The 22,270-nt window shown below is 42.9% G+C and carries 24 protein-coding genes; 3 read left to right on the top strand and 21 right to left on the bottom strand.

The features are described from left to right. Positions 1–71: 71 nt before the first annotated feature. The 4 genes from B5771_RS21975 to B5771_RS21990 form a co-directional block, all read right to left on the bottom strand. Entirely contained in the window at positions 72–761 is a 690-nt protein-coding gene (locus B5771_RS21975) for a PhoH family protein (protein ID WP_047809391.1), read from the bottom strand. Between the two features lie 367 nt (positions 762–1,128). Beyond that, the gene (locus B5771_RS21980) at positions 1,129–1,767 is read right to left on the bottom strand and encodes a carbonic anhydrase (protein ID WP_088189443.1); all 639 of its coding nucleotides are present in this window, start codon (positions 1,765–1,767) and stop codon (positions 1,129–1,131) included. Between the two features lie 291 nt (positions 1,768–2,058). Continuing rightward, positions 2,059–2,613 (bottom strand): flavodoxin family protein, encoded by a 555-nt coding sequence (locus B5771_RS21985; RefSeq protein WP_088189444.1) that lies wholly within the window; start codon positions 2,611–2,613, stop codon positions 2,059–2,061. 502 nt (positions 2,614–3,115) lie between these two features. Then, positions 3,116–3,325 carry a hypothetical protein gene (locus tag B5771_RS21990; RefSeq protein WP_047809388.1) on the bottom strand — a complete coding sequence of 70 codons (210 nt, stop codon included), beginning with the start codon at positions 3,323–3,325 and terminating at the stop codon, positions 3,116–3,118. A gap of 193 nt (positions 3,326–3,518) precedes the next feature. Here B5771_RS21990 and B5771_RS21995 point away from each other — a divergent pair, with 193 nt between their 5' ends. Continuing rightward, positions 3,519–4,514, top strand: a complete 996-nt coding sequence (locus B5771_RS21995; protein WP_088189445.1) for a polyprenyl synthetase family protein — start codon at positions 3,519–3,521, stop codon at positions 4,512–4,514. Here the strand turns inward: B5771_RS21995 and B5771_RS22000 are convergent. Continuing rightward, entirely contained in the window at positions 4,511–5,581 is a 1,071-nt protein-coding gene (locus B5771_RS22000) for a tetraprenyl-beta-curcumene synthase family protein (protein ID WP_088189446.1), read from the bottom strand. The two genes, B5771_RS21995 and B5771_RS22000, sit on opposite strands and share 4 nt — an antisense overlap. Positions 5,582–5,763: 182 nt before the next feature. Here B5771_RS22000 and B5771_RS22005 point away from each other — a divergent pair, with 182 nt between their 5' ends. Together B5771_RS22005 and B5771_RS22010 are read left to right on the top strand one after the other, a co-directional pair. Further along, positions 5,764–5,970 carry a hypothetical protein gene (locus B5771_RS22005; RefSeq protein ID WP_047809385.1) on the top strand — a complete coding sequence of 69 codons (207 nt, stop codon included), beginning with the start codon at positions 5,764–5,766 and terminating at the stop codon, positions 5,968–5,970. A 61-nt stretch (positions 5,971–6,031) separates the two neighbouring features. Next, on the top strand, positions 6,032–6,298 hold the full coding sequence (locus B5771_RS22010; RefSeq protein ID WP_053006321.1) for a spore coat protein: 267 nt from the start codon (positions 6,032–6,034) through the stop codon (positions 6,296–6,298). 259 nt (positions 6,299–6,557) lie between these two features. Here B5771_RS22010 and B5771_RS22015 read toward each other — a convergent pair whose 3' ends face one another. The 16 genes from B5771_RS22015 to tatC all read right to left on the bottom strand — a co-directional run bounded on the left by B5771_RS22015 (position 6,558) and on the right by tatC (position 22,269). Next, positions 6,558–6,764 (bottom strand): twin-arginine translocase TatA/TatE family subunit, encoded by a 207-nt coding sequence (locus B5771_RS22015; RefSeq protein ID WP_047809384.1) that lies wholly within the window; start codon positions 6,762–6,764, stop codon positions 6,558–6,560. Positions 6,765–6,980: 216 nt separating this feature from the next. Continuing rightward, a complete protein-coding gene (locus B5771_RS22020) occupies positions 6,981–7,739 on the bottom strand; it encodes a peptidase (protein WP_047809383.1) in 759 nt (252 codons plus the stop codon). A 93-nt stretch (positions 7,740–7,832) separates the two neighbouring features. Beyond that, positions 7,833–8,126 (bottom strand): hypothetical protein, encoded by a 294-nt coding sequence (locus B5771_RS22025; protein WP_047809382.1) that lies wholly within the window; start codon positions 8,124–8,126, stop codon positions 7,833–7,835. Positions 8,127–8,219: 93 nt separating this feature from the next. Further along, complete coding sequence (hemL, locus tag B5771_RS22030) at positions 8,220–9,509, bottom strand: glutamate-1-semialdehyde 2,1-aminomutase (RefSeq protein ID WP_047809381.1); 1,290 nt, start codon at positions 9,507–9,509, stop codon at positions 8,220–8,222. 23 nt (positions 9,510–9,532) lie between these two features. After that, positions 9,533–10,549 (bottom strand): Lrp/AsnC family transcriptional regulator, encoded by a 1,017-nt coding sequence (locus tag B5771_RS22035; protein ID WP_088189447.1) that lies wholly within the window; start codon positions 10,547–10,549, stop codon positions 9,533–9,535. Between the two features lie 96 nt (positions 10,550–10,645). After that, the gene (hemB, locus tag B5771_RS22040) at positions 10,646–11,629 is read right to left on the bottom strand and encodes a porphobilinogen synthase (protein WP_088189448.1); all 984 of its coding nucleotides are present in this window, start codon (positions 11,627–11,629) and stop codon (positions 10,646–10,648) included. Positions 11,630–11,844: 215 nt separating this feature from the next. After that, positions 11,845–13,026, bottom strand: a complete 1,182-nt coding sequence (nirJ1, locus tag B5771_RS22045; protein WP_088189449.1) for a putative heme d1 biosynthesis radical SAM protein NirJ1 — start codon at positions 13,024–13,026, stop codon at positions 11,845–11,847. Further along, positions 13,019–14,536, bottom strand: a complete 1,518-nt coding sequence (gene cobA, locus B5771_RS22050; RefSeq protein ID WP_088189450.1) for a uroporphyrinogen-III C-methyltransferase — start codon at positions 14,534–14,536, stop codon at positions 13,019–13,021. The genes nirJ1 and cobA overlap by 8 nt, the downstream gene beginning before the upstream one ends. Before the next feature lie 39 nt (positions 14,537–14,575). Then, entirely contained in the window at positions 14,576–15,487 is a 912-nt protein-coding gene (hemC, locus tag B5771_RS22055) for a hydroxymethylbilane synthase (RefSeq protein ID WP_088189451.1), read from the bottom strand. Further along, positions 15,484–16,821 (bottom strand): glutamyl-tRNA reductase, encoded by a 1,338-nt coding sequence (gene hemA / locus B5771_RS22060; protein WP_088189452.1) that lies wholly within the window; start codon positions 16,819–16,821, stop codon positions 15,484–15,486. Before hemA ends, hemC begins: the two co-directional genes overlap by 4 nt. Beyond that, the gene (locus tag B5771_RS22065) at positions 16,797–17,435 is read right to left on the bottom strand and encodes a bifunctional precorrin-2 dehydrogenase/sirohydrochlorin ferrochelatase (protein ID WP_088189453.1); all 639 of its coding nucleotides are present in this window, start codon (positions 17,433–17,435) and stop codon (positions 16,797–16,799) included. The genes hemA and B5771_RS22065 overlap by 25 nt, the downstream gene beginning before the upstream one ends. 103 nt (positions 17,436–17,538) lie before the next feature. After that, positions 17,539–18,399, bottom strand: a complete 861-nt coding sequence (gene ccsB, locus B5771_RS22070; protein WP_088189454.1) for a c-type cytochrome biogenesis protein CcsB — start codon at positions 18,397–18,399, stop codon at positions 17,539–17,541. Between the two features lie 35 nt (positions 18,400–18,434). Then, positions 18,435–19,739 (bottom strand): cytochrome c biogenesis protein ResB, encoded by a 1,305-nt coding sequence (locus B5771_RS22075; RefSeq protein ID WP_088189455.1) that lies wholly within the window; start codon positions 19,737–19,739, stop codon positions 18,435–18,437. Between the two features lie 318 nt (positions 19,740–20,057). After that, positions 20,058–21,026, bottom strand: a complete 969-nt coding sequence (locus B5771_RS22080) for a polyprenyl synthetase family protein (RefSeq protein ID WP_088189456.1) — start codon at positions 21,024–21,026, stop codon at positions 20,058–20,060. Positions 21,027–21,033: 7 nt separating this feature from the next. Beyond that, on the bottom strand, positions 21,034–21,396 hold the full coding sequence (locus B5771_RS22085) for a twin-arginine translocase TatA/TatE family subunit (protein ID WP_088189457.1): 363 nt from the start codon (positions 21,394–21,396) through the stop codon (positions 21,034–21,036). A 108-nt stretch (positions 21,397–21,504) separates the two neighbouring features. Next, a complete protein-coding gene (tatC, locus tag B5771_RS22090; protein WP_088189458.1) occupies positions 21,505–22,269 on the bottom strand; it encodes a twin-arginine translocase subunit TatC in 765 nt (254 codons plus the stop codon). Position 22,270: the final 1 nt, after the last annotated feature.

The raw sequence follows: 22,270 nt of genomic DNA on the forward strand, positions 1-22,270 counted from the left end.
GAACCAAATGGTCCAATTGCCAAAACAGATCCCCGGCTGCATATACCGGGGATCTGTTTAATCTTAAAGTACTAAATTTGGGCTATATCAATAGTATCTGCCCAATTAGCGAGTTCTCCTCGAAAGTTCTTTGTTAGGGATACTATCTTACAATAGGGTTGACCTCTAAAATGCTCCATATAGGGAACAAAACCGCTCTTTGAGCTAGGAATATCAGTTTGCCCTGAATGACCAATGCAAATGACCTTGCAGGAATCGTGTACTCGGGTAAATATTTTTCGCAGTTCAATAGCTGTGAAATTCTGGCATTCATCAATGATAATTACCATATCTTTAAGGTTGGTCCCACGTAAAAATAAGGGGCTTTTAGGATAACACCATATACCATCCATAACCCGCTTAACGCTGACCTTTCGGCGAATAGCCTCATTAGCCAAGACTTCTTCATTATAAATACACTGAACCGGGTTTTCATTGATTTCCAAAAGAGCATCAATCAGGGGCTGATGATAGATACTCTCCTTTTCCGATTGAGTTCCCGGTCGGAAACCCATAATAGATTCTTGAACCGGATTAAAGATATAAGTAAGCGGCTTTTTCAAAATCTTAGCACAAGCAACAGCCAAGGTTGTTTTCCCAGTTCCGGCTTTCGCATTAACCATTACTAATTGATAATCAAAGATGGCATCCACGTATTCACGCTGTTCAGACGTTAATCTCGGGGCCAGACCAAACAATAGATTATTTTCTGGAAGCGGCATAATTCTCACCTAATCCTTGTAGAATTAATTTCTAAAACTAAAAGTGCAGCTCTAAGTGTAGCAAACTATTTTTTTCTAAGAAAGAATATCAGAATCGAAGTGTTTATAGATAACTTCAACATAGTTTCGGAATTTTCCTTCTCCGAAGTTTTAGTGTCGTTTTTTATCTTTTTAGATTCTGTCAACTTCGTTTGTTTTATTCTAACACTCACTCTAAATGAGTTGGGCGCTTTCTTTGGTCAAGTGATAGTTCTTCGCAATATAAAACAAAAGGTTGCAACAACCATTTTCATGGGGTTTGTTGCAACCTAGGATCCCTTAACATAATTATTTTATCCATATGAACAAACCATTTATTAAATATGGCTTAATTTGCCAATTCAAAAACTCCTTTTAAGGCATTATATATGAAAACTTCCCCAGATTCAATAGTATAGTACATACCAATGATATCAATTTCCCGCTTATTATACTTTTCAACAATAAAAGGATACGTTAATAAGTGTTTAATTTGTTCTACGATATTGATTTGCTCTGTTAACCATTCTCTCTTCATTATATCGTCTGGATCGTCCAATTCTTTTAAAACTCTCGTTTTAACTGCTTGGGCAAGCTCAAGCCACTTTTTAGTAACAGGCAATTCGGTAAGTTCTTCATCTGAAAGATAGATCGAGCCGCATCCTCCGCAATTCGAATGACCGCAAATGATGATCTGTTCGACCTTCAAAACATTTACTGCGTATTCGATACAAGCGGTGGTGGCTGACATTGGAGCCTCTTGTTCCAGGACATGATGATATTGAGGAACGATATTGGCGATATTCCTGACAACAAATAATTCCCCCGGCAAAGACTTGGTAATTAGTTCCGGAACAACTCGGGAATCAGAGCAGCCAATAAATAAAGTGTGAGGCTGTTGACTTCGCTTTAAGCGACAAAATAAGTTTTTATGCTCCTCATAATCTTGAGTTCGAAATTTTATTAAACCAGCAATCAAATTATTCATATTAGCACCTCCCAAAATCAAGGCTTCAATTCTTCATCACACCTGCAGATTAGCATTCAAGTTGTTATTAGTCAATCTTCGATATTATAAAGCAAAATGATCATGATCAGGTATTTTTATATCATTGCCGTTATTGCCGCTCCCAAATTCAAGTCCTGTTTAAAAAAAACTAGTTTTAAGCACAAGGCTCTAAATTCATGATTGAAAAATTCGTTAATGAACCTAAGAGAAAAACCAACGACAACTTGTCGCTGGCTTCAAAAAATATGTGAAAATTTGTCGTTAATTTTTTCATTTACATTTATAAGAAGAAACCATTTCTTTTGCCGCAGCTTTGATGGTCTCAAGCTTATAGCTTTTGTTTTTTTGAGTGACTCCAATTAAGTCAAATTTTTCAGCTTTCACTGCCAGAAAAAGTCGTTCCAGGGAAGTAAGGCATGAAGTAAGTCCATTTCCGCTTCCTCCTGCAGCTGCTATTTCTATGATCGGTTTGCCTTCCAAGTAAGACTTCTCTCTAAAGGCTTCACAGCGGCGAAGACGATCCGTAAAGGCTTTAGCTGATTCGCTCATCTCACCAAAATATACAGGGGTCACCAAGACAAAAGCGTCAAAACCAGCTAAAGAAGCGTGCAGTGCTTGAAATTCATCTTGGACTTGACATTCATGGTCATTACGACAGGGTCCCCATCCACTGCCACAAGCATGACAATGACCGATCTTTTGCCGGTTTAGATTGACTAACTTTGCATTTCCTCCGGCTTCGAGGACACCCTCCTTGGCGGCATTCCCACAGGCTGCCGTTAATCCATCTTGATTAGGGCTACTCGTAAAAATTATAACATTCATCAAATCATCCTTAACCTTTCAATTACCATGTTACTTTATTGTATCAAGAAAATAATATCTTTAAAAGTGTATTTTCCAGCATAACTTTGTACTTTTTATGTTTTACTAAAGAGTATGTATCTTTGTTCTTCTAGATCCAATATTCGGTATATTGAACGGCGCTGTCATGGTTTGAACCTTGATTAGGACTCTAAATTTAGATAATAGTAAACATTTAAAAGTAAATATTGTACACATAATAAACAAGCGCAATACTTACTGGAATTGTAATTGCCAAAAGGTAAGCTACAATGGTTGGCTTAATTAGCTCCTCCCAAACAGTCTTCTGTCTCATGACGCCATACTCCTTTTTGTTTCTCCTGTGATTCTTCAGCTGCTTCTCTTCACTCAGCCCTTTGAATCTTGGCTTGTAAAACAGGCTCGCTTAAAGGAGCCTGTTTTACATAGCTATTCCTATTTTGATTTTTTTGAGTAAGGTTTATCCAATCGTAAGACTCCCACTTCACTCTTTTAACTGTGTCCCTTCCATAATTCCACGATTATGAAATACCTCATCAACTTCGAGGGTAAGCTGACCTCCTTTTGCGTTTTTTCGACCATTTGTCCCGTATTTCGGTGTCTGATCATCATCGACTACGCTAACTACACCTGCAGGCTCCCATGGTTGACGATTTAATTGCGAAGCATGCTCTTTGTCATTTTCATTGCCCACTGCTATACCTCCTCAGCGTCCTTATTTCAAGTTAAAATCATAAATCACCGTCAATTTATGATTTCCCTCATAATTTAAAATTACTCACTTTTTTTTGTTTTAGATATCTCGTGAATTCATAGTATCCAAAAATGCCCTTTCAGGCATAATATAAAGGCGTTTGTATTTTAAATAGAGGGCTGAGGCTGATGCTATGAGTATTCAACAACAATTGCATGACTCCCAGAAGACAATGTTAGATTCTTTAAGATTTCCCGAATTGCTATTTGTAGAGGATCAACTCCATGAAATACTTAATAAAGCTGATGGTTTAATTCAAAAAACTTGTGTTACTTTATTAAAATCAGGCGGTAAACGAGTGCGTCCTTTACTGACGCTTTACAGTGGAATGTGTTTTGGCCCCCTCAACTCTTTAATGATTAAAGCTTCAGTTTCCGCCGAAATGATTCACATGGCCTCTTTAATTCATGATGATATCATTGATAAATCTGAGACAAGACGTGGTAAACCGACAATGAATTCAATCTATGGTGAACATGCAGCCATTCTCACGGGAGATTATCTCTTTGCCGAAGCGTTCAATATACTCTCTACAGAACAGTTATTAAAAACTATGCGCTTCTTTATCGAGGCAATTCAAGCCATGTGTGCGGGAGAAGTCAATCAAGCCGCAGCACAATTCTCCGATACTATTGAAAAGGAGCAATATTTTAAGCGAATCGCTCAAAAGACAGGAATTCTTTTGGCTGCCTGCTGCCAATCAGGTGCCCTATTAGCAGATGCTGGTGTCGAGGAAATCGAAGCCTTTCGCGAATTCGGACTAAACATTGGATATGCGTATCAAATCACTGATGATATTCTCGATCTGAGCGGCAGCACGGAATCATTAGGTAAACCTGTGGGAAGCGATCTACTTAATGGCAATATAACACTGCCCCTCATCTATCTTATGGATAACCCGGTTTACGGTAATTGGCTGCGGGAAATTTTGATCTCTCATAAAATGAACTGTCAAGGACTCCATAGTATCTATGAAGCCTTAATAAGTTCCCGCTCTCTTGAGAAAGCCCAACTCACAGCTACACGGTGTATTGACAAAGCAAAAGCCTGCTTAGGCAAAATTCCTGCGAGTCCGTATCGAACAGCGCTCATAAATCTCTCTGACTCGATTTTGCTGCGAACATCTTAAAGACGCTTATGCTTTCGTAACTGACAACACAGCCAAAAAAGAACCCTTACACCTACACCATTACTCTTGAGCAACTGTTTAGTTATTACACGTATTTCCCGATCCTGACTTTTGCCGTCCGATAAGTACATCGCAAGAAGACCTTGAACGACAGCTCGTTCAAATTTTACAAACCGAAGTGATGCTGCCTGTTCAAGGGACTTTCTGACAAAAAGTTTCAGGCGAGCAGCCACCCTCTCCGAACCGGCATAATAAGCCACAAAATTTAACTGGCCGGTTTCACGATCTTCACGAAGATCGATGAAATAGTCCAATAAAATATGCAAGCCGCAGATCCACGGAAAGTAAGCTTGATGAATTTCAGCAACGTCATCTTCCTGCAAGTGAGGATCCTGAGAAGCCGCATACAAACAGAAAATTCCTAAGGTTGAACCTGTTGCGGCCGCAAATTCCCAGGCCGTAATTGCCGGATACAGTTTTGTATAAGGCTCAATCCATTGAAGCATGACAGATTCTCGTTGGGCGGCGGCTAAATGTTTATAGGTTTGCAGCTTTGAATAAAGCCGAGCCAAATCTAAAACTGTCTCTTGAACGAGATCAAAGGATGGCAAGTCTTTTAGACTTGCTTGACAAGTCCTGACTAATTGCTCGAGATACCCTCCATCCTCCTGATAAGGATAATACCTGTAATAATCTGATAAATTGGACTTTGGCAGCAACGCTTCCTCCATAGCCAGATGTAATTGGGCAAAGGCCATTTCATTCTCTACGTCTAAGCTATCTACTAAATTATCCAGATAGTCGCTTATAGTCTGATAAGCGACTATAAACCGTACTGTCGCTCTCAGATTCGCACCGGGATATAAGGCATAGATACTGCCTCCTTGACAGTGAAACGCTTTGAGACGAATACTTTCCTGAGCCTGACTGCAAAGACGAGAATCAGGAATAAGTTCGGCTCGCTGCAGCCAGGTCATAAGTTCTTCTTTAACTACGGGAAAAACCTTTGTTACAAAATTATAAATTAAGGCCGCCCGATTGACAGATCTTTTTTTGACAATGCTCATTCCTCGTTCTCCTTGTTTTGTTTAAGGTGTTGACTTCAGATATAGTCTTGCCAAATATCTGCATTTCTCAACCTTCTTCCCGCCTGCTGCCCCTTGATACTTTGCTCAGTCCAATATTTAGAAAACATATTCCTAAAGGGAAGGGGCATACTAAAATCATTATGACAGAGGGGAGGTTGACTATGAACACAACAAAACCTGAACTGACAGCCAAAAACCTGGCCATTTTAAATGATCAACTTGGTGCTGAAGCATTGCTTGTTCACAAGTTCGCTCAGGCATCCCAAACCGTTCAAGACCCGGCAGTCAGCTCGCAGCTATCTTCAATTTCTGAGCTGCATCGTAAACACTATGATACCCTGCTCAATTATCTAAATTCTCATCAATAAATGAAACTAACGTTTAACGAATTGACGAGAGCAGAAACCTTACCAGAAAGGGGTGATTTAATTGGCCACACAGACCACAATGTCAGAACAAGAAATCATCACTGACCTTCTGACAAGTGAAAAACATGTTACATCAACTGTAAATACCTTCATCACGGAATCTACCTGTGCCAATTTAAGACAAAACCTTAAGACGATTCTCGATGAAGAGCATAACATTCATGAAAATCTTTATAACATCATGAATTCAAAAGGTTGGTATCCAGCGACTGATGCTGAAGCTCAAGAGGTTCAAAAAGCAAAGGATAAATTCAAACCCCTTCAGTGATTAGATAAAACATACCTATTTATGCCAATATAACTGAAGGCGACACTTAAAGTCCTACTTTCTAAACGTATAAAGAAAACTTGGCTGGCGCCAAGCCTTGCGCAGGCGGCTGCCTAGTTGCCCTTATGCTTAGAAAGTATATAACGGAAGTTTATACTTTCTGATAGTACAAAAAAGACGGGGTGCAGTTAACCCCGTCTTTTTATAGTCTTTATCCAATCGGAAGACTCCCGCTTCTACAAGTGGGAGTGGTTGTTGTTTACTCAGCTTTATCCAGATTAACTGCTTTATTTTCCGGAGGATTCGGCACGCTCTCGTCACCTTGACTCGCTGTCTTAAATTCTTTAATCCCCTTACCTAAAGCTTTTCCCACATCCGGCAATTTTCCTGGACCAAAAATAACTAGGGCAATAACTAGAAAAATACCTGCCTCCAAAGGGGACACTAAACCAAACGTTGTCAGCATCTGATCCACCTCCATAAAATTTTGACTATAATACACTAGAAAACTATAACGGCTTGAAATTAGAACATAGTACAAGTTAATCCTATCGTATTACGAAACAACAAGCAATATGTTTTTTGTGGAAAGTTAGAAAAAGACTGCATTAAAGCAAGTCTTTTTCTAAAGTTTCTTCATTATAACCATCTCTTCGAGTTATAACTTGCCTTATCAGGTAATTTACTTTTCGTTAAAGATTTCTTCATAAGCAAGATATAAGTTCCAAATGACCTCCCATAATTCACCTTGAGCCACAGTAACATTCAAGCCAAGTTCCTTGGCTTCTTGATGACCTATGGGATATCCATGGGAAAAATAACCCTCAGTTAATGCCCGAGCCACCCTTTCAATACGTTCCGGAGAATCCTTGAACATGTAGTTTGACATCAATATTTCCGCATATTGACGTGAAGCCTTAATTGTTTTTTCATAATCACCAATAAGCCAAGGGTCAAGCTTATTGAGCATTGGAGTTGCCAAAAATGAAACAACTTCAGGATCACCGCTGGTAGTAATTGATCGCTGCAAATAATCAAAGCAATGCCAAACGGCTTGAACCGGTACAAGAATATCCTTATACACGGGATGTTTAACGAGAGGATCAATAGGTCCCAATTCAGAAAGAGGACCCATGATGACCTCATCAGCCCCGAGAACCATCATCGATGCGGCGGATTTAGCCGCAAAAGGGACAATAATAGAAAATTCCTGGCAAAACTCGCGAATTAACATAACCACTTTATAAGGAGTATCTACAGTTCCGCCATAACTATGCAAGATCAAATCAATTTTTGGAGTCGGTCCAATCTTCTTCAATTGTTTATACAGTGGTACTAAAATAGAATCATCCAATGGAGAATATGAAAAATAGACTAAGACTTTGGAATTCCTCAATCCTTCTAAACGTTCAAGCAGATTAACACGTTCTTCTTCGTTCAAACCAAGTCCCCTCCCAGCCATCCTCACGTACCATATTATTCCAATATGTGTTTGGTCGTGAATGTCCCGAGATCAGGAATAACGAAATGACAATTAGGAGGGTTTCTTGGGCAAGGTTACATTAACTTTTGATTTTTCATGACAGCTCTGGCAAAAATCTTCCCCGCCAAGACCCTTTTTTTCATGACAAGGATAACATTGTTTCCAAGGCTGCTGATTATTATCGACCGCATAGCCATGACCATGTGGTCCGTTAATCCAAACATCTTTAGGAATTGAAGCGTGTGGATTAGAAGGATCATGGTTTTGCGAAACAATGATAACGGCAACTAAAGCCCCAAACAAAGCCACGGTAATGATCGTTCTTAATATGCGTTTTCTGTCCATAGATTTAAAACACCCCTGTCGAATCACACTTCCCGGCGTTTATAAAAGTGTCGTTACGCTGGCAGCCCAGTTGACACCGACACTCTGGCCTTTCTAGAGGGTTTTTATGACTAAGCGGGCTTGTTCAAGAGTATTATCGATATCGGCATCAGTGTGTGCCGTCGATAAGAAAACTGCCTCAAACTGGCTCGGAGCTAGATAAATCCCCTTTTCAAGCATGCCACTGAAGTACTTGGCAAACCGTTCAACGTCTGATGTACAAGCACTTGCATAATCTTTAACAGGTCCCTCAGTAAAAAAGACAGAAAACATGGCCCCGAGAGCATTGACCCATACGGGGAGCCCAGCCTCTTGGGCAATACGTTTTAAGCCTTCCGCCAGGCGAGACGTCTTACGATTAAGATCCTCATAAACACCGGGATGTTGTAATAATTTAAGAGTGGTCAATCCGGCATTCATGGCCAAGGGATTTCCTGATAACGTCCCCGCTTGATAAATAGGGCCACTGGGCGCTATTTGCTCCATGTAACGTTTTTTTCCGCCGTAAGCCCCTACCGGCAGACCCCCGCCAATAACTTTACCCAAACAGGTTAAATCCGGATCAATTCCGAAATATGCTTGAGCGCCGCCATAACTGATGCGAAAACCCGTCATGACTTCATCAAAGATCAGCAATGAGCCATACTCTTCCGTCAAACGGCGGACACCCTGCAGGAAGCCTTCTTCCGGCAAGACCACACCCATATTGCCTGTAACCGGCTCGAGAATTACCCCGGCAATCTCTTCCCCTTCACGTTGGAAAATTTCCCGAAGTCCTTCCAGATCATTATACTTTGCCGAAATGGTTGTCGCTGCAGTTTGCGGCGGGACACCGGGAGATGTCGGCACACCGAAGGTCAGGGCACCGCTCCCAGCCTTGATTAAAAGCTGATCAGAATGTCCATGATAACAGCCTTCAAATTTGACAATCTTGGTTCTGCCGGTAACACCTCTGGCCAGACGCAAAGCACTCATCGTGGCTTCCGTCCCGGAGTTAACCATGCGAATCATTTCCATTGAGGGATATGCTTTCAGCACTTCCTCAGCCAGATCAGTTTCGACTTCCGTCGGCGCACCGTAACTTGTTCCTCGTTCAGCCACTCGTTTAATCACTGCCACGACCTCAGGATGAGCATGACCAACTATGAGCGGTCCCCAGGAACCTACATAATCCAGATACCGATTGCCGTCAATATCCCAGAGATAAGCACCCTCAGCCCGATCAATAAATACAGGATCTCTGCCTACCGATTTAAAGGCTCTTACCGGGGAATTGACACCGCCGGGAATAACTCTTTTAGCTTTAGCAAAGGCTTGGCTGCTTTTTTCATCAACAAACGGCAAGTGAATGACCCCCTTTTACGAATCTAAAACGACTCTTCTTCAAGAAAATACTGCATGCTGCTCTTTTTCAATTCAGCTGTACTAAAAAGCATAGAATATTCTGTAACGCCGGTTGCTTGAGAAATTCTCTTCATAACCTCATCACAATCCTCAATGGTCTTCCCATGAATCATCGTGAAGACATTATACGGCCAATCAGGCAAAGTTGGTCTTTCATAACAATGACTCACTTCTTTAAATTGAGCCATTATTTTACCGACCTCTTCTGCGCGGGCAGGTTCAACCTGCCAAACGCCCATTGAATTGGCGACAAAACCGGCTTTTTGGTGCCGCAATACCGCACCAAAACGACGCAAAACCTTAGCTTCCAATAAGCTCTTGGCACGGGAAATCAGCTTCTCTACCGTCCAGTTAAGCCTTTCAGCCAAGACAGTAAACGGAGTTGGGGAATCCGGTAAATCCCCTTGAATAATTTGAATTAGAGATATATCATCATGTGTTAAATCATAGGGTTGACGGCTTGCACTATGAGTTACAGCTTGATCTCCGTTTTCCGCAGAAATTAACGGTTCTTCCTGAGTATCCTCTTCGTCGCTAAAATCAAAGTTTACATTAATTTTGAACAAGTGCGTTGCCGGTAGGTTATAGACCTCAGAAATATCCAAATCCTTGCGTATTCTGTGAATGATCTGCTCTGCAGCTTCTTCTGAACGGGCTATCAACGTGAACCATACATTATAGTCATGATTGCGAACATAATTATGCGTTATACCTGGGATTTTATTAATCAATTGGGCTAGAGCCGGAATTTTCTCTTCCGGAACTTTTGCTGCGCATAAGGTACTAAAATAACCTAACTTCCGAGAATCAAAAACCCCGCCCAGACGACGGATAATTCCTTCCCGGCGAAGTTTTTGAATTCGCGAGAAGGCATCCTCTTCTGTCGTACCTACAATTTGACCAAGAACTTTGTAGGGATGAACATCGATAGGAAATTGTTTCTGGATCTCGTTAAGTAAAGCACGATCGGCAGAATCCATACTAAACCCCCTTCCTTCCCTGATCCGGGCACCACGGCTCCTCAGCCATGTAGTCCCCATCATTATGGCAAGCATTTGTTGTATGCCAAGATACTATCACAAACGCCCCTCCTCATTTAACCAACGTGCAACATCAAGAGCATGATAAGTGATCAGCAAATCAGCTCCCGCGCGTTTCATACTGACCAAAGCTTCCATTACAATACGTTTCTCATCAATCCACCCATTGGCAGCTGCGGCTTTTACCATAGAATACTCCCCGCTGACATTATAAGCAGCAACAGGCAGTCCAAATCTTTCTTTGGTGCGATAAATGATATCGCCATAGGCCAAAGCGGGCTTAACGATAATTAAATCCGCACCTTCCTCAATATCTAATGCTGTCTCCAGCATGGCTTCATTGCCGTTAGGCGGATCCATTTGATAGGTACGACGATCCCCAAATTGAGGCGTTGAACCTGCCGCTTCGCGAAAGGGTCCATAAAACCCTGAAGCAAATTTTGCCGAATAGGCCATGATAGGTATATGGGCATAACCTTCCTTATCCAGCAAATCACGAATGGCGGCAACTCTTCCATCCATCATGTCGGAAGGGGCTACCATATCCGCCCCGGCACGGGCATGAGAAAGTGCAGTTTGAGCTAAAAGGTCTAACGTCGGATCGTTCAAAATCTCGCCTTGTTCAATCAAGCCGCAATGTCCATGGTCGGTATATTCACATAGACATACATCCGTAATAACATACAGCTCAGGATAATGTTTTTTGGCGATACGCACAGCCTCTTGGACAATACCATGCTCCGCATAGGCCCCTGAACCAACACTGTCTTTGCTCTCGGGTATGCCAAACAGCAAGATCGCAGGTATCCCTAATTTCACCACTTCATCCAAAGCTTTTACAAATTCGTCCAGTGAAAAATTATATACGCCCGGCATTGCAGAAACTTCTACTCTCTTCTTCTCACCCGGCATGACAAACATCGGATAAATCAAATCATCAATTCGAAGATGATTTTCCCTTACCATCTTCCGAATTGTCTCACTTGCCCGTAAGCGCCGCGGGCGTCGTTTCAGATCCATGCCACTTACCTCCCAAAAATACTTTATCCTAATACTAGGCATTTTCCTGCTCCGAAAATTTATCGTCCTCAAAGGGAAATGGCCTCGCCCACAAGAGTAACTCATCGCATGAAAAGGCAGTCTTTCTGTCCTCCAGTGAACTCGTTCAGCTACAGCTGAACATCGGAGCCGCTCCCACTTGTAGAAGTGGGAGTCTCACGAGTCATTTCATTCTCTTAGTTTTCTCTTACCCCAATCTCCTCGTCTGTCAGATAGCAAGCTGGGTCAGATTCCCAGAAGTCTCCTGTCACAGCCTCTGCTCGAGTCCGGAAGTTACCGTTACACATATCCAAGTACTTACAGGCAGCACAGCGGCCTTTCAGCAAGGGCTTCCTATCTTTAAGCCCGGCAAGAATCGGCTGCGAAACATCTGTCCAAATATCGCCGAATTTACGTTCCCGAACATTGCCAAAGGTAATATGCTGGGTAAATTGGTCAGGATGCACATACCCCATAGGGTCAACTTCGCCGAAGGCAATTCCTGAACGGTTCCCTCCGTTAAGGCCAATCAGGCCCTTAATCCTTTCAGCCTTCTCCGGGTCATCTTTAAGCGCTTGGACGTACATGTACACTCCATCACAGTGATTGTCGACGGTTAAAATTTCCTTTTTTAATCCTCGTTCTTCAAAATCCCGCGTCCGGCGAATGATTGTCTCCATAGCCCGGCGAGATTCTTCCGGAGTGACATCATCACTGATCATTTTGCTGCCGCGTCCTGAATAAACCAAATGGTAAAAGCAGACTCTGTCTATATTTTCGGCTTCGATAAAATCAAAAATGCTATCTAATTCCTGCAGATTATGATGATTAATTGTAAAACGAAGCCCTACGCGCTGGCCAACGGCAACACAGTTTTGAATGCCCTCCATGGCTGCCTTAAACGCGCCTTCTTTACCCCGAAATTTATCGTTAACATCTTGAAGTCCATCTAAGGAGATCCCCACATAGGACACGCCAATTTTTTTCAGCCGTTTGGCAACCTCGGGAGTGATTAGCGTCCCATTGGTTGATAAGGTTGCCCGTAATCCTTTGGAAATCGCATACTCTGCCAGTTCGAAAAAATCGGGACGAATTAAGGGTTCTCCGCCTGAAAATAGAATGACCGGGCATTTAAAGTCCGCCAAGTCATCAATAAAATGCTTGCCTTCTTCGGTTGATAATTCTCCTGTATATTTTTGAGCGTCAGATTCCATATAGCAGTGAGCACATTTTAAATTGCAGGTACGTGTCGTGTTCCAAACGACGACAGGACCCGAGCCCGTTGTTGTGCCATGTTTTGCCCCCTGGGAACTCTGACTGTAGCGCAAGGAATCTCCGAAATACTCAGTATCAAATAGAAGCTTAGTAACACTAATCATGTTTTTTTCCCTCCAGTAAGGCTTCAACAAGTCCTTGAATGGTATATTCTGAAGCTTCTCGATGGATTGTCAGGCCCATTTCCCGGGCGGTAGCACTTGTTATCGGTCCAATTGAATAAAGCAAAACATTCTGCAATAACTCTGTTTTTCCGTCGAGTAATTTAATAAAGTTCTTCACTGTTGATGAACTTGTAAACGTCACCCTATCAATTTCCTTACTTTGCAGCATCTGTTGCAGATCTGCCCGATTGGCACTGCCGAGAATTGTTTTATAGGCAGGAACATCCCAAACTTCAACGCCCATGGCTTTAAGGGAATCAGGAAGAATAGTTCTGGCTTCTTCAGCCCTGGCCAGTAATACCTTATCCCCTGCTTTAACGCGATGCCTTAAACCTTCGACAACCTTTTCGGCCCGATACTCTTCAGGTACAAAGGCCACTCGCAGTCCTCGTTTCTCCAGGGCCGCTTTTGTAGCCGGGCCGATAGCGACTAGCTCTAAGCCCGCTAAATCCCGGACGTCTCCCTGTTGTTCCAGAAGTTCGGCAAAAAACGCTTCAACTCCGTTGACACTCGTGAAAATAAGCCAGTGAAAACTCTGCAAATCTTTGAGAGCTTTCAATAATAAAGAGCCGTCTGTTGGCGGGGCGATTTCGATCGTCGGAAATTCCCAGGCCTCTCCGCCCAGACTCTCTATTGCTTGAGATAACTCACTAGCTTGATGACGAGCGCGGGTGACAATAATTCTCTCGCCAAATAATGGCTTCTTCTCAAACCATTGCAGTTTTTCCCGCAAAGAAACGACCTCGCCAACAATAATAATCGAAGGATTGGTAAATCCTTCTTCCTTAACTTTTTCGGCAATGGTCCTTAACGATCCCACCAGGGTGCGCTGTTCCGGCCTTGTTCCCCATTGAATGATACCGACAGGAGTAGTCGGTTCTTTGCCGTTCTCCATAAGTTTTTGGGCAATTAACGGGAGATTCTCCATTCCCATGAGAAATACAAGCGTCCCGTGGGATCGGGCAATATGATTCCACTGAATCGCGGTTTCATTTTTGGTCGGATCTTCGTGACCTGTTATGACAGCAAAGGATGAGGTTAAGTCACGATGAGTGACGGGAATTCCTGCATAAGCCGGAACTGAAATAGCCGATGTAATCCCCGGAACTACTTCGAAGGGAATCCCTGCTTCCAATAAAGCTTCGGCCTCTTCCCCCCCTCGGCCAAAGACAAAAGGATCCCCGCCTTTAAGACGGGTAACAATTTTCCCTTCAAGTCCTTTAGTTACAAGCAGCTGATTAATCTCATCCTGCTTAAGAGTATGACGATCCGGCGATTTTCCAACATAGATAAGTTCACAATCCGGGCGTGCCAGATTCAAAAGCCTCCGGGACGCCAAACGGTCATAAACTAAAACATCCGCTTTGGCAATGCATTCAGAGCCTTTAAGGGTAATTAACTTTGGATCTCCCGGACCGGCACCGACTAAATATACATATCCTTTATTCAAAACAGAACACTCCTATCTATGCTGAAAATGCTTTCGTTCTTAACGAATTTCCGCTAAAATTTCTGCGGCTCCTAAGCTAAGCAATTGACCTGCAACTTCGACTCCAACCTTCTCAGGATCAGTCCCTTTTCCCTGTGCTTTGAGCAAACGATTGCCATCGAGACTAGCAACCATTGCTTTTAGGTGAATCTCTCCACTCTTATTCTGTCCCAAAGCACCAATGGGAACTTGACAGCCGCCTTCAAGCCTGCGCATTAACGCTCGTTCCGCGCAAACGGCTTTTTCGGTCTCAGGGTGATTAAGCTGAGCTAACAAGTCACGAATATCGTTTCTGTCTTCAGCAATTTCAACAGCTATGGATCCTTGACCCACTGCCGATAGCATTATATCTTCAGATAAAATTTGGGTGATCCGCTCTTCCCATCCTAATCGTTTTACCCCTGCCGCAGCCAGTACTATCCCATCCATTTCCGACTCCTGCAGTTTGCGCCAGCGTGTTTGCAGGTTCCCCCGCAAATCTGTAAAGCGCAGATCAGGTCGGTAATGTTTAAGCTGAGACTTCCGGCGCAGACTGCTAGTTCCCACCAAAGCTCCTTCAGGCAGTTCTTCCAGAAGTGTTCCACTCTTGCTTAAAAAAACATCCCTTGGTTCTTCTCGTTCGCAAAAAGCGCAAATATCTAAGCCTTGCGGCAAAATCGTCGGTAAATCCTTAAGGCTGTGAATGGCCATATCTAATTGATTACTTAATAATCCGTGTTCCAATTCTTTCGTGAATAACCCTTTATCTCCGATTTTTGCCAGGGGTACATCTAATATTTTATCACCTTTAGTCTTCATCGGCACAAGCTCAAAACTAAGGTGAGGATAGAGCAGCTCGAGTTGGTTCTTCACCCACTCCGCTTGCCACATGGCTAATTGACTGTCCCGAGTTCCGATTCGAATGTTCTTCATTCTGCCCTCCCATGACGCACAGGCCCAAGATGCTGATTCACGATGGTCATTTGCCGTTTCGTTTCCTCCTCAACATCTAGGTCAAAAAGATTTTGCAAAATTTCTGTATACAGATGTCCCTGAGATGTGGATGCATACTCTTTAAGATTGGTAATTGGTAAATGTAAGAGCTGATTGACAATGGAGTTAGCCATTGACCTGACAATCTTCTCTTGTTTCGGCGTTAATCCGCCTAACCGATCTAAGGAACGTTCGAGTTGGACATCTTTTATTTGTTGACCTTTTTGCTGTAAAGCAACTATGGTTGGAACAACAAACAATGAATTGTGCCATTTCACGAAACGATTCATTTCCTCATCAATAATCTTTTCGGCTTTAAGAGCGGCTAGTTCGCGTTCCTGATGATGATGGTCGATCACTCCCCGTAAATCATCGATATCGAACAAGGTAATATTCTCAAGCTCTCTGACCGCAGGATGGATATCACGCGGAACAGCTATATCAATGAGCAATAAAGGACGGCCATCACGTTTTTTCATGATCGTCTCCATCCGCTCAGGCTGAATCACAAAATGAGTCGCTGCTGTGGCCGAAATTACTATATCCACTGTCTCCAGATATTTATCCATGTCATCAAAGCGTACAGCTTGTCCCGCAAATTCCTTAGCTAAGGAGAGTGCTTTCTCATAAGATCGATTGGAAACCATGACTGTCGATGCTCCGGCCGCTACTAAATTTCTAATGGTCAAGGTGCTCATTTCACCGGCACCCAGAATTAAAATTCCTTTGCCTTGCAGCTCTCCATACTGCTGCTTGGCAAGCTCAACCGCCGTATAGCTGATGGACACGGGATGTTGATCAATTTGAGTCTCCGTACGAATTCGTTTGCCCACGGAAAGGGCTGTTTGAAAGAAGACATTAATGGCCTTGTTCGTAACCTCTGCGTCATTAGCTTGCTGATAGGCATTGGCAACCTGTCCAATGATCTGAGTTTCTCCTCGAACCATCGAGTCTAAGCCTGCTGTCACCCGAAAAAGATGGCGGATAGCATCATAAAGGGTATGAACATAGAGGTATTGGCTTAAAAGTTTCTCATCAATACCGTGATGAACCGACAAAAATTTTTTAATCGAGGCGATACCGACCTCAACATCTGTTGTTGCGGCATATACCTCTGTACGATTACAGGTACTGAGGATTAATACTCCCTCAAGCCCCGGATAACTCTTGAGCGTTTTTAAGGCCTCCTGAATTTGGGAGGGGTGAAAACTCATTTTTTCTCTGATTTCCACAGGTGTACTTTGATGGTTTAATCCAACAGCGACAGGAAACACTGTTTAATCACTCCTTCCGCTTCGGATAGACGATCCTCTTGAATAAGTTTTCTAACTTCGCCGTCCGTTATACGATCCCAAAAAACGCTCCGTTTTTCGGGAGGTAAGCTTGTTTTTACTTTGGTACGCCAGACTTTCAATAAGGACAGATACTCCTTCATCTCCGAGCCATAAAGCGCTTCTAATTCTTGACGAATTTGCCGAGCTACAATGGGACTGCTTCCTCCTGTCGAAACGGCAATATTTAAATCGCCCCGTTCCATGATGGAAGGAACAATAAAGCTGCATTTTTCAGGATCATCCACAACGTTTACCGGACGATAATGAGTTTTGGCATCAAGTGACACTTGTTGATTAACCACTTCATTCTCTGTACAAGAAAAAACAAGGCAAGCTTCTCCAATATCTTCTGGGGAATACTCTTTTTCCAGCCAATAACATGTTCTGTCATCAACTAAGGTTCTCAATTCCGGCAAAACTTTCGGGGAAACAATACGAACAACAGCACCATGGCTCAAGAGGGTTTGAACCTTCCGCAGAGCAACGTTGCCTCCTCCGACGACCAAGATAGACTGATCTTTCAAATCCATAAAAATCGGATAATACTGCGGCATAAAACACTGTCACCTTCTCCAACTTTCTCTAGATATAATTCGCCCTATTTAGACATTTCCCCTGCCCAACCTTAAGATTTCTCATAGTGACTAAATACTTTTCCTATTGGGCATAAGAGTGTAATCCAGGTAAGAAGTAGTTAACGCCAAAAAAAGTAAAGAGTACGGCTGCAAAACCCAACACCGCCATCCAAGCCGCACGCTTGCCTTTCCAGCCATACATCAAGCGGGCATGTAAATAAGCTGCATAAATAATCCAAGTAATCAGGGACCAAGTTTCTTTGGGGTCCCAGGACCAATAGGTGCCCCACGCATAATTTGCCCAAATTGCTCCTGTAATAATGCACAAGGACAAAAGCGGAAAAGCAAACCCAACAACTTTATAGGACAATTCATCCAGAGTCTCTAAATCCGGAAAACGTGCTATGATTCCCTGAGGTTTTGCTTCCCATCCCTTGCCTTCTTCTTTCAGCTTAAGAAGGTACATAACCCCTAAGCCAAAGGAAATAGCAAAAGCTCCATAGGCCAACATAGCTGTCACAACATGGAAGGTGAGCCATTGGCTCTTTAAAGCAGGAGGAATTGCCTGGGCTACCCGTTCTTCAGGGCCCATGCTCATGATAATAAACATCAGGAGCATAACAGGAATGGGCATTACAAAAGCGCCCAAAGACCTTAACTTATAGCGGAACTCAATATACAAATAAACTGCCATGATTCCCCAAACAAACGTCATCAGGAATTCATAGCCGTTGGACAGCGGCGGATGTCCTGAAATCACCATGCGAATAATAATCGCTGCAGTATTAGCAATTAAACCAAGGCAGGCAACGGAGGTTGCCGAAGTACCAATCAGGTCTTTTTTCAAGCCAATCCAAACCCAATATAATATCATACAAAGAATATAAGCCATGACCATAACATCAAAAGCAGACGATTCGAGATTTTGTAATCCCAGATTCACGATTCAATCCTCCCTTTCACGGACAAAAATAGCCACTATTTTGCTCGAATTTCTCGAACCAAGCGATCAAATACCTCTTTAACGCCTCCGACGACCTTTCCCGTTGAAACGCCCATCGTTATCTCGCCTTGATTACCCTGTTCTGCCTGAAAAATCCCCGTTACAAGGATTGAGCGCCAATAAAAGGACAATATTAAGCCCAGGAGCAATAAAGCACATCCTAACCAAATGACCATAACCCCAGGATCCTGTTTTACTTGTAAGCCGGTAAAGCCGGAGTTTCCATCGAGGGTGAGCTTATAGGCACCTTGAATATCAATAGTTTGTCCAAAATCAAGTTGTCCGGATTGTACCGCATTTTCCGACATGCCTTTAAACACTTCGAAAAGCATGGAAGGTTTTTGAGGATCGCTGGTTATAGCCGATGCAACAAGATAGAGATCTGTCCCCGGGGCTTGGAAATAATTACCGCCTCGGTCTTCCAAGATAACAGGTACCTTTTGTCCTTTGATGTCTGCTGTTAAATGAACGCCATTTATAAAACTAGATTGATAGAAGGTTACTCCTTGGTAGGTAAAAGGATGATTCACGGATATAGTATGGCGGGCCATGACCTTGCCATTTTCCAAAATACTCAGATCTGTGTACCAATTATCCCTCTGACCATTAGCTAAGAAGCGATCTTCTGCTGAATTAATCAGAACATCAAAGTTTTCTTTAACTGTTCCATGGGATACTTGTATCGAATGAATAGGAACGGTTGTCCCAACCCCAGCCATTAAGAATCCTTTAAAGCCCATTGAAGAGCCAATAAAGGCTCCAACCACCAAAACGACAAAAGACAAGTGAGTAATAAAAGACCCCCAATTTCCCCAGCGCCGCTTTATAGCGATATAACTCCATTGCTTATCGTTTTCCTCAAAGATAACTTTAAATCCTCTGCTCCGTAAAACCTTTTGCACGGAATTTCGAAGGGATTCACTATCCCCTTTCCAAGTCTCTTGAATCTTCTTCGGTATGTTCGTACTGTTTTTAGGGGGCTGAAGTTTGAAGGTACGATTATAAATTCCTTGAAACCTTTGAATACTGCAAACGATCAGATTAATACACAGGAAGCCTAATATCAGACGAAACCAATATGTACTATAAAGATGGGTAAATCCTAAATCCTGCCATATCTTCCCCACCGTTTGGGCCTTATCGGGATCAACATCTGCTTGAGGAAATAAGGTTCCTAGACCTGCAAAAAAAGCAATGACTCCCAACAAAACCAGCCCTAATTTCATGGAACTGAAGATGCGCCATATTTTGTCCACGGCACCCTCTTGATGTTCCTCCATTTGATTTCCTCCTTATCAAGCCTCTGCTGCCGCCAGTGAACTTATTCAGCTAAAGTATCACACAAAAGCCGGGTCTATCGAACCTTACTTAAATGAAAGGCTTTATAAACCCGACTTATTAGCTCTCCACTACGAGGCCATAGATCCAATGTAACCCTCATTTGTACTAGTTTATCATTTCCAAAACCGGAATTCAAGCAAGCGCAACCGCCAGAGGGCTTGAGAGAAGGCAGCCTCATCATATGACTTATATATTATGTCATATGTAATTTAAAGCCTTCCGCAGTAACCATGCGGAAGGCTAATTTGCTAAAGCATTTAAAATTTACGAATCGCAATGAAATCGGCTAAATCTTCTAAAGCCTTGCGAGATGAAACCTTCGGAAGATCTTGAAGATGTTTTTTGGCTTTGTTAATATAGGCATCGACAATCCTCATGGACTGATCAATTGCGCCTGTCCCTTTAATCAATTCAATTGTTTCCGCGACTTCAGCGTCAGTTTTATCAGCCTTCCTCAACAACTCATGAAGAGGCGAACCGCTGGGAAATGATTGCAGGGCCAGAATCATGGGCAAGGTCATTATTCCCTGGCGAAGATCTCCGCCAATCGGTTTCCCAAACTCTGACGGTTTAGCCGTAATATCCAACACATCATCAACAATTTGAAAGGCCATACCCAGAGAATGTCCGTAAGCTCCTAAAGCCCAGACCTGGTGTCTTGGAGCCTCAGAAACAAGAGCCCCCAACTTGCAGCAAGCGGAAATCAACAAGGCTGTTTTCCGTTTGATCCGGAAATAGTACTGCTTTAAGTTCTGCTCCACATCAAAGGAAGCTTTAATCTGTTGGATCTCACCTTGACACATTTCCACACTTACCTCGGCCAAAATGCGGGAAACCTCAGGATGATTTATTTGCGAGATAAGAATTAAAGCTTTGGCCAGCAAATAGTCCCCTGTTTCCACAGAAACTATATTTCCCCAATTGGCTTTAACCGTTGGCCTGCTCCTTCTCGTCAGGGAAGCATCCACAACATCGTCATGGACTAAGGTAGCCATATGAATAAGCTCTAAAGCCATGGCCACAGGGATAAGCTTATCCAAAGAATAAGCATAAAATTTTCCGGCTAAGAGAGTAAAAGCCGGACGTAATCGTTTGCCTCCGGCAGTTAACAAATGAATACCGGAATCCTGAAGAATCGGATAGTCCGTCTCCACAAATTTGGTAAGTTCCTTTTCAACCCGCTGAAGATCTGAATTTATCTGATTAAAGAGCCAGAGTTGTTTCAAAACCGATTCACCTGCTCGCACCCTTTTCTTCATAAGATACCATATCTGATGGCAGTTCCGCTAGCGGATCTGCTGGATTTTCATCCTCAAACGTCAACAATTCTTCATCAGTTTCAGGCTTTTCTTTTTCCTTTTCACGTTGTGCCTGAGGTGGTTTGTCCCCAGGTTTATAGTCTGAGAAATTCAACGCTTTATTCAAAGTATTACTGGGGGTATCCATTGTATTCTGAATTTCCTTGGTAACATCTTGAGTCGCTTTGCGAACCTCATAGACTATTTTGCCGATTGTTCGGGCAATTTCCGGTAGGTCCTCTGGCCCAAACAAAATCAATGCAATACCCATAATTAGGAGGATTTCTGTAAAGCCCATTTTTCTGCCCCCTTTATCCCATAACCTAACTTTCCTTTAATGGCTTTGCCTGTTCTCTCAAGATTATTAAATCTCAACTATCATCATTGAAGTCATAATTTCTTTTCTTTAATTTTCACTGGCTGCGAGGGCTTTTGCTCTCTTCCGGGCAACAATGTATCCCAGCCAAATACTGATTTCAAAGAGCAAATACATAGGAGCCGCCATCAAAAACTGTGTAAATAAATCCGGTGTCGGGGAAACGATTGCTGCCAAAATAATAATGATCAAAAGGGCCCAGCGTCTTTTCTTTGCTAAGGTTCTAGGTGATAACAAGCCTATGCGGATTAAGATTAAGAGAACGATCGGGAGCTGAAAGACAAGTCCGAAGGTTCCCAGAAAGGTTATAAGGAAACCTAAGTAGGAAGTTTTCGTCACAAAAGGTGTTGATTGCACCGCACCGCCGCCGGCATAAAGCAGAAACTTAATCCCCACCGGCAAAACAACAAAGAAGCAGAGGGCCGCACCACAAATAAAGAGAAGGAGAGAACTGGGAACAACCATATAGAGATATTTTCTTTCGTTTTGCTTTAAGGCCGGCAGTATAAACGCCCAAACCTGCCATAAAATAACGGGAAGAGCTAAGGTAACCCCTACCAAAAGAGAAACTTTCAGCTTAACTAACATGGGTTCCATCGGCGTTGTGGTAATAAAGGTGATATTTTTCAGTCGGGTGACGGGGTGAGCCAAATAGGCAAAGGTCTGATCACTGAAAAACCATCCCAAAACAGTTCCTATAGCTATAGCATATGCGGCAATAACAAGTACTTTACGAAGAGCGAGAACATGTTCCAAGAGCGGCATATTGCCATCTCCACGTGATCGCCTGCGCATC

This window comes from Desulfosporosinus sp. FKA, from assembly GCF_002196785.1.
Taxonomy (GTDB): Bacteria; Bacillota; Desulfitobacteriia; order Desulfitobacteriales; family Desulfitobacteriaceae; genus Desulfosporosinus; species Desulfosporosinus acididurans.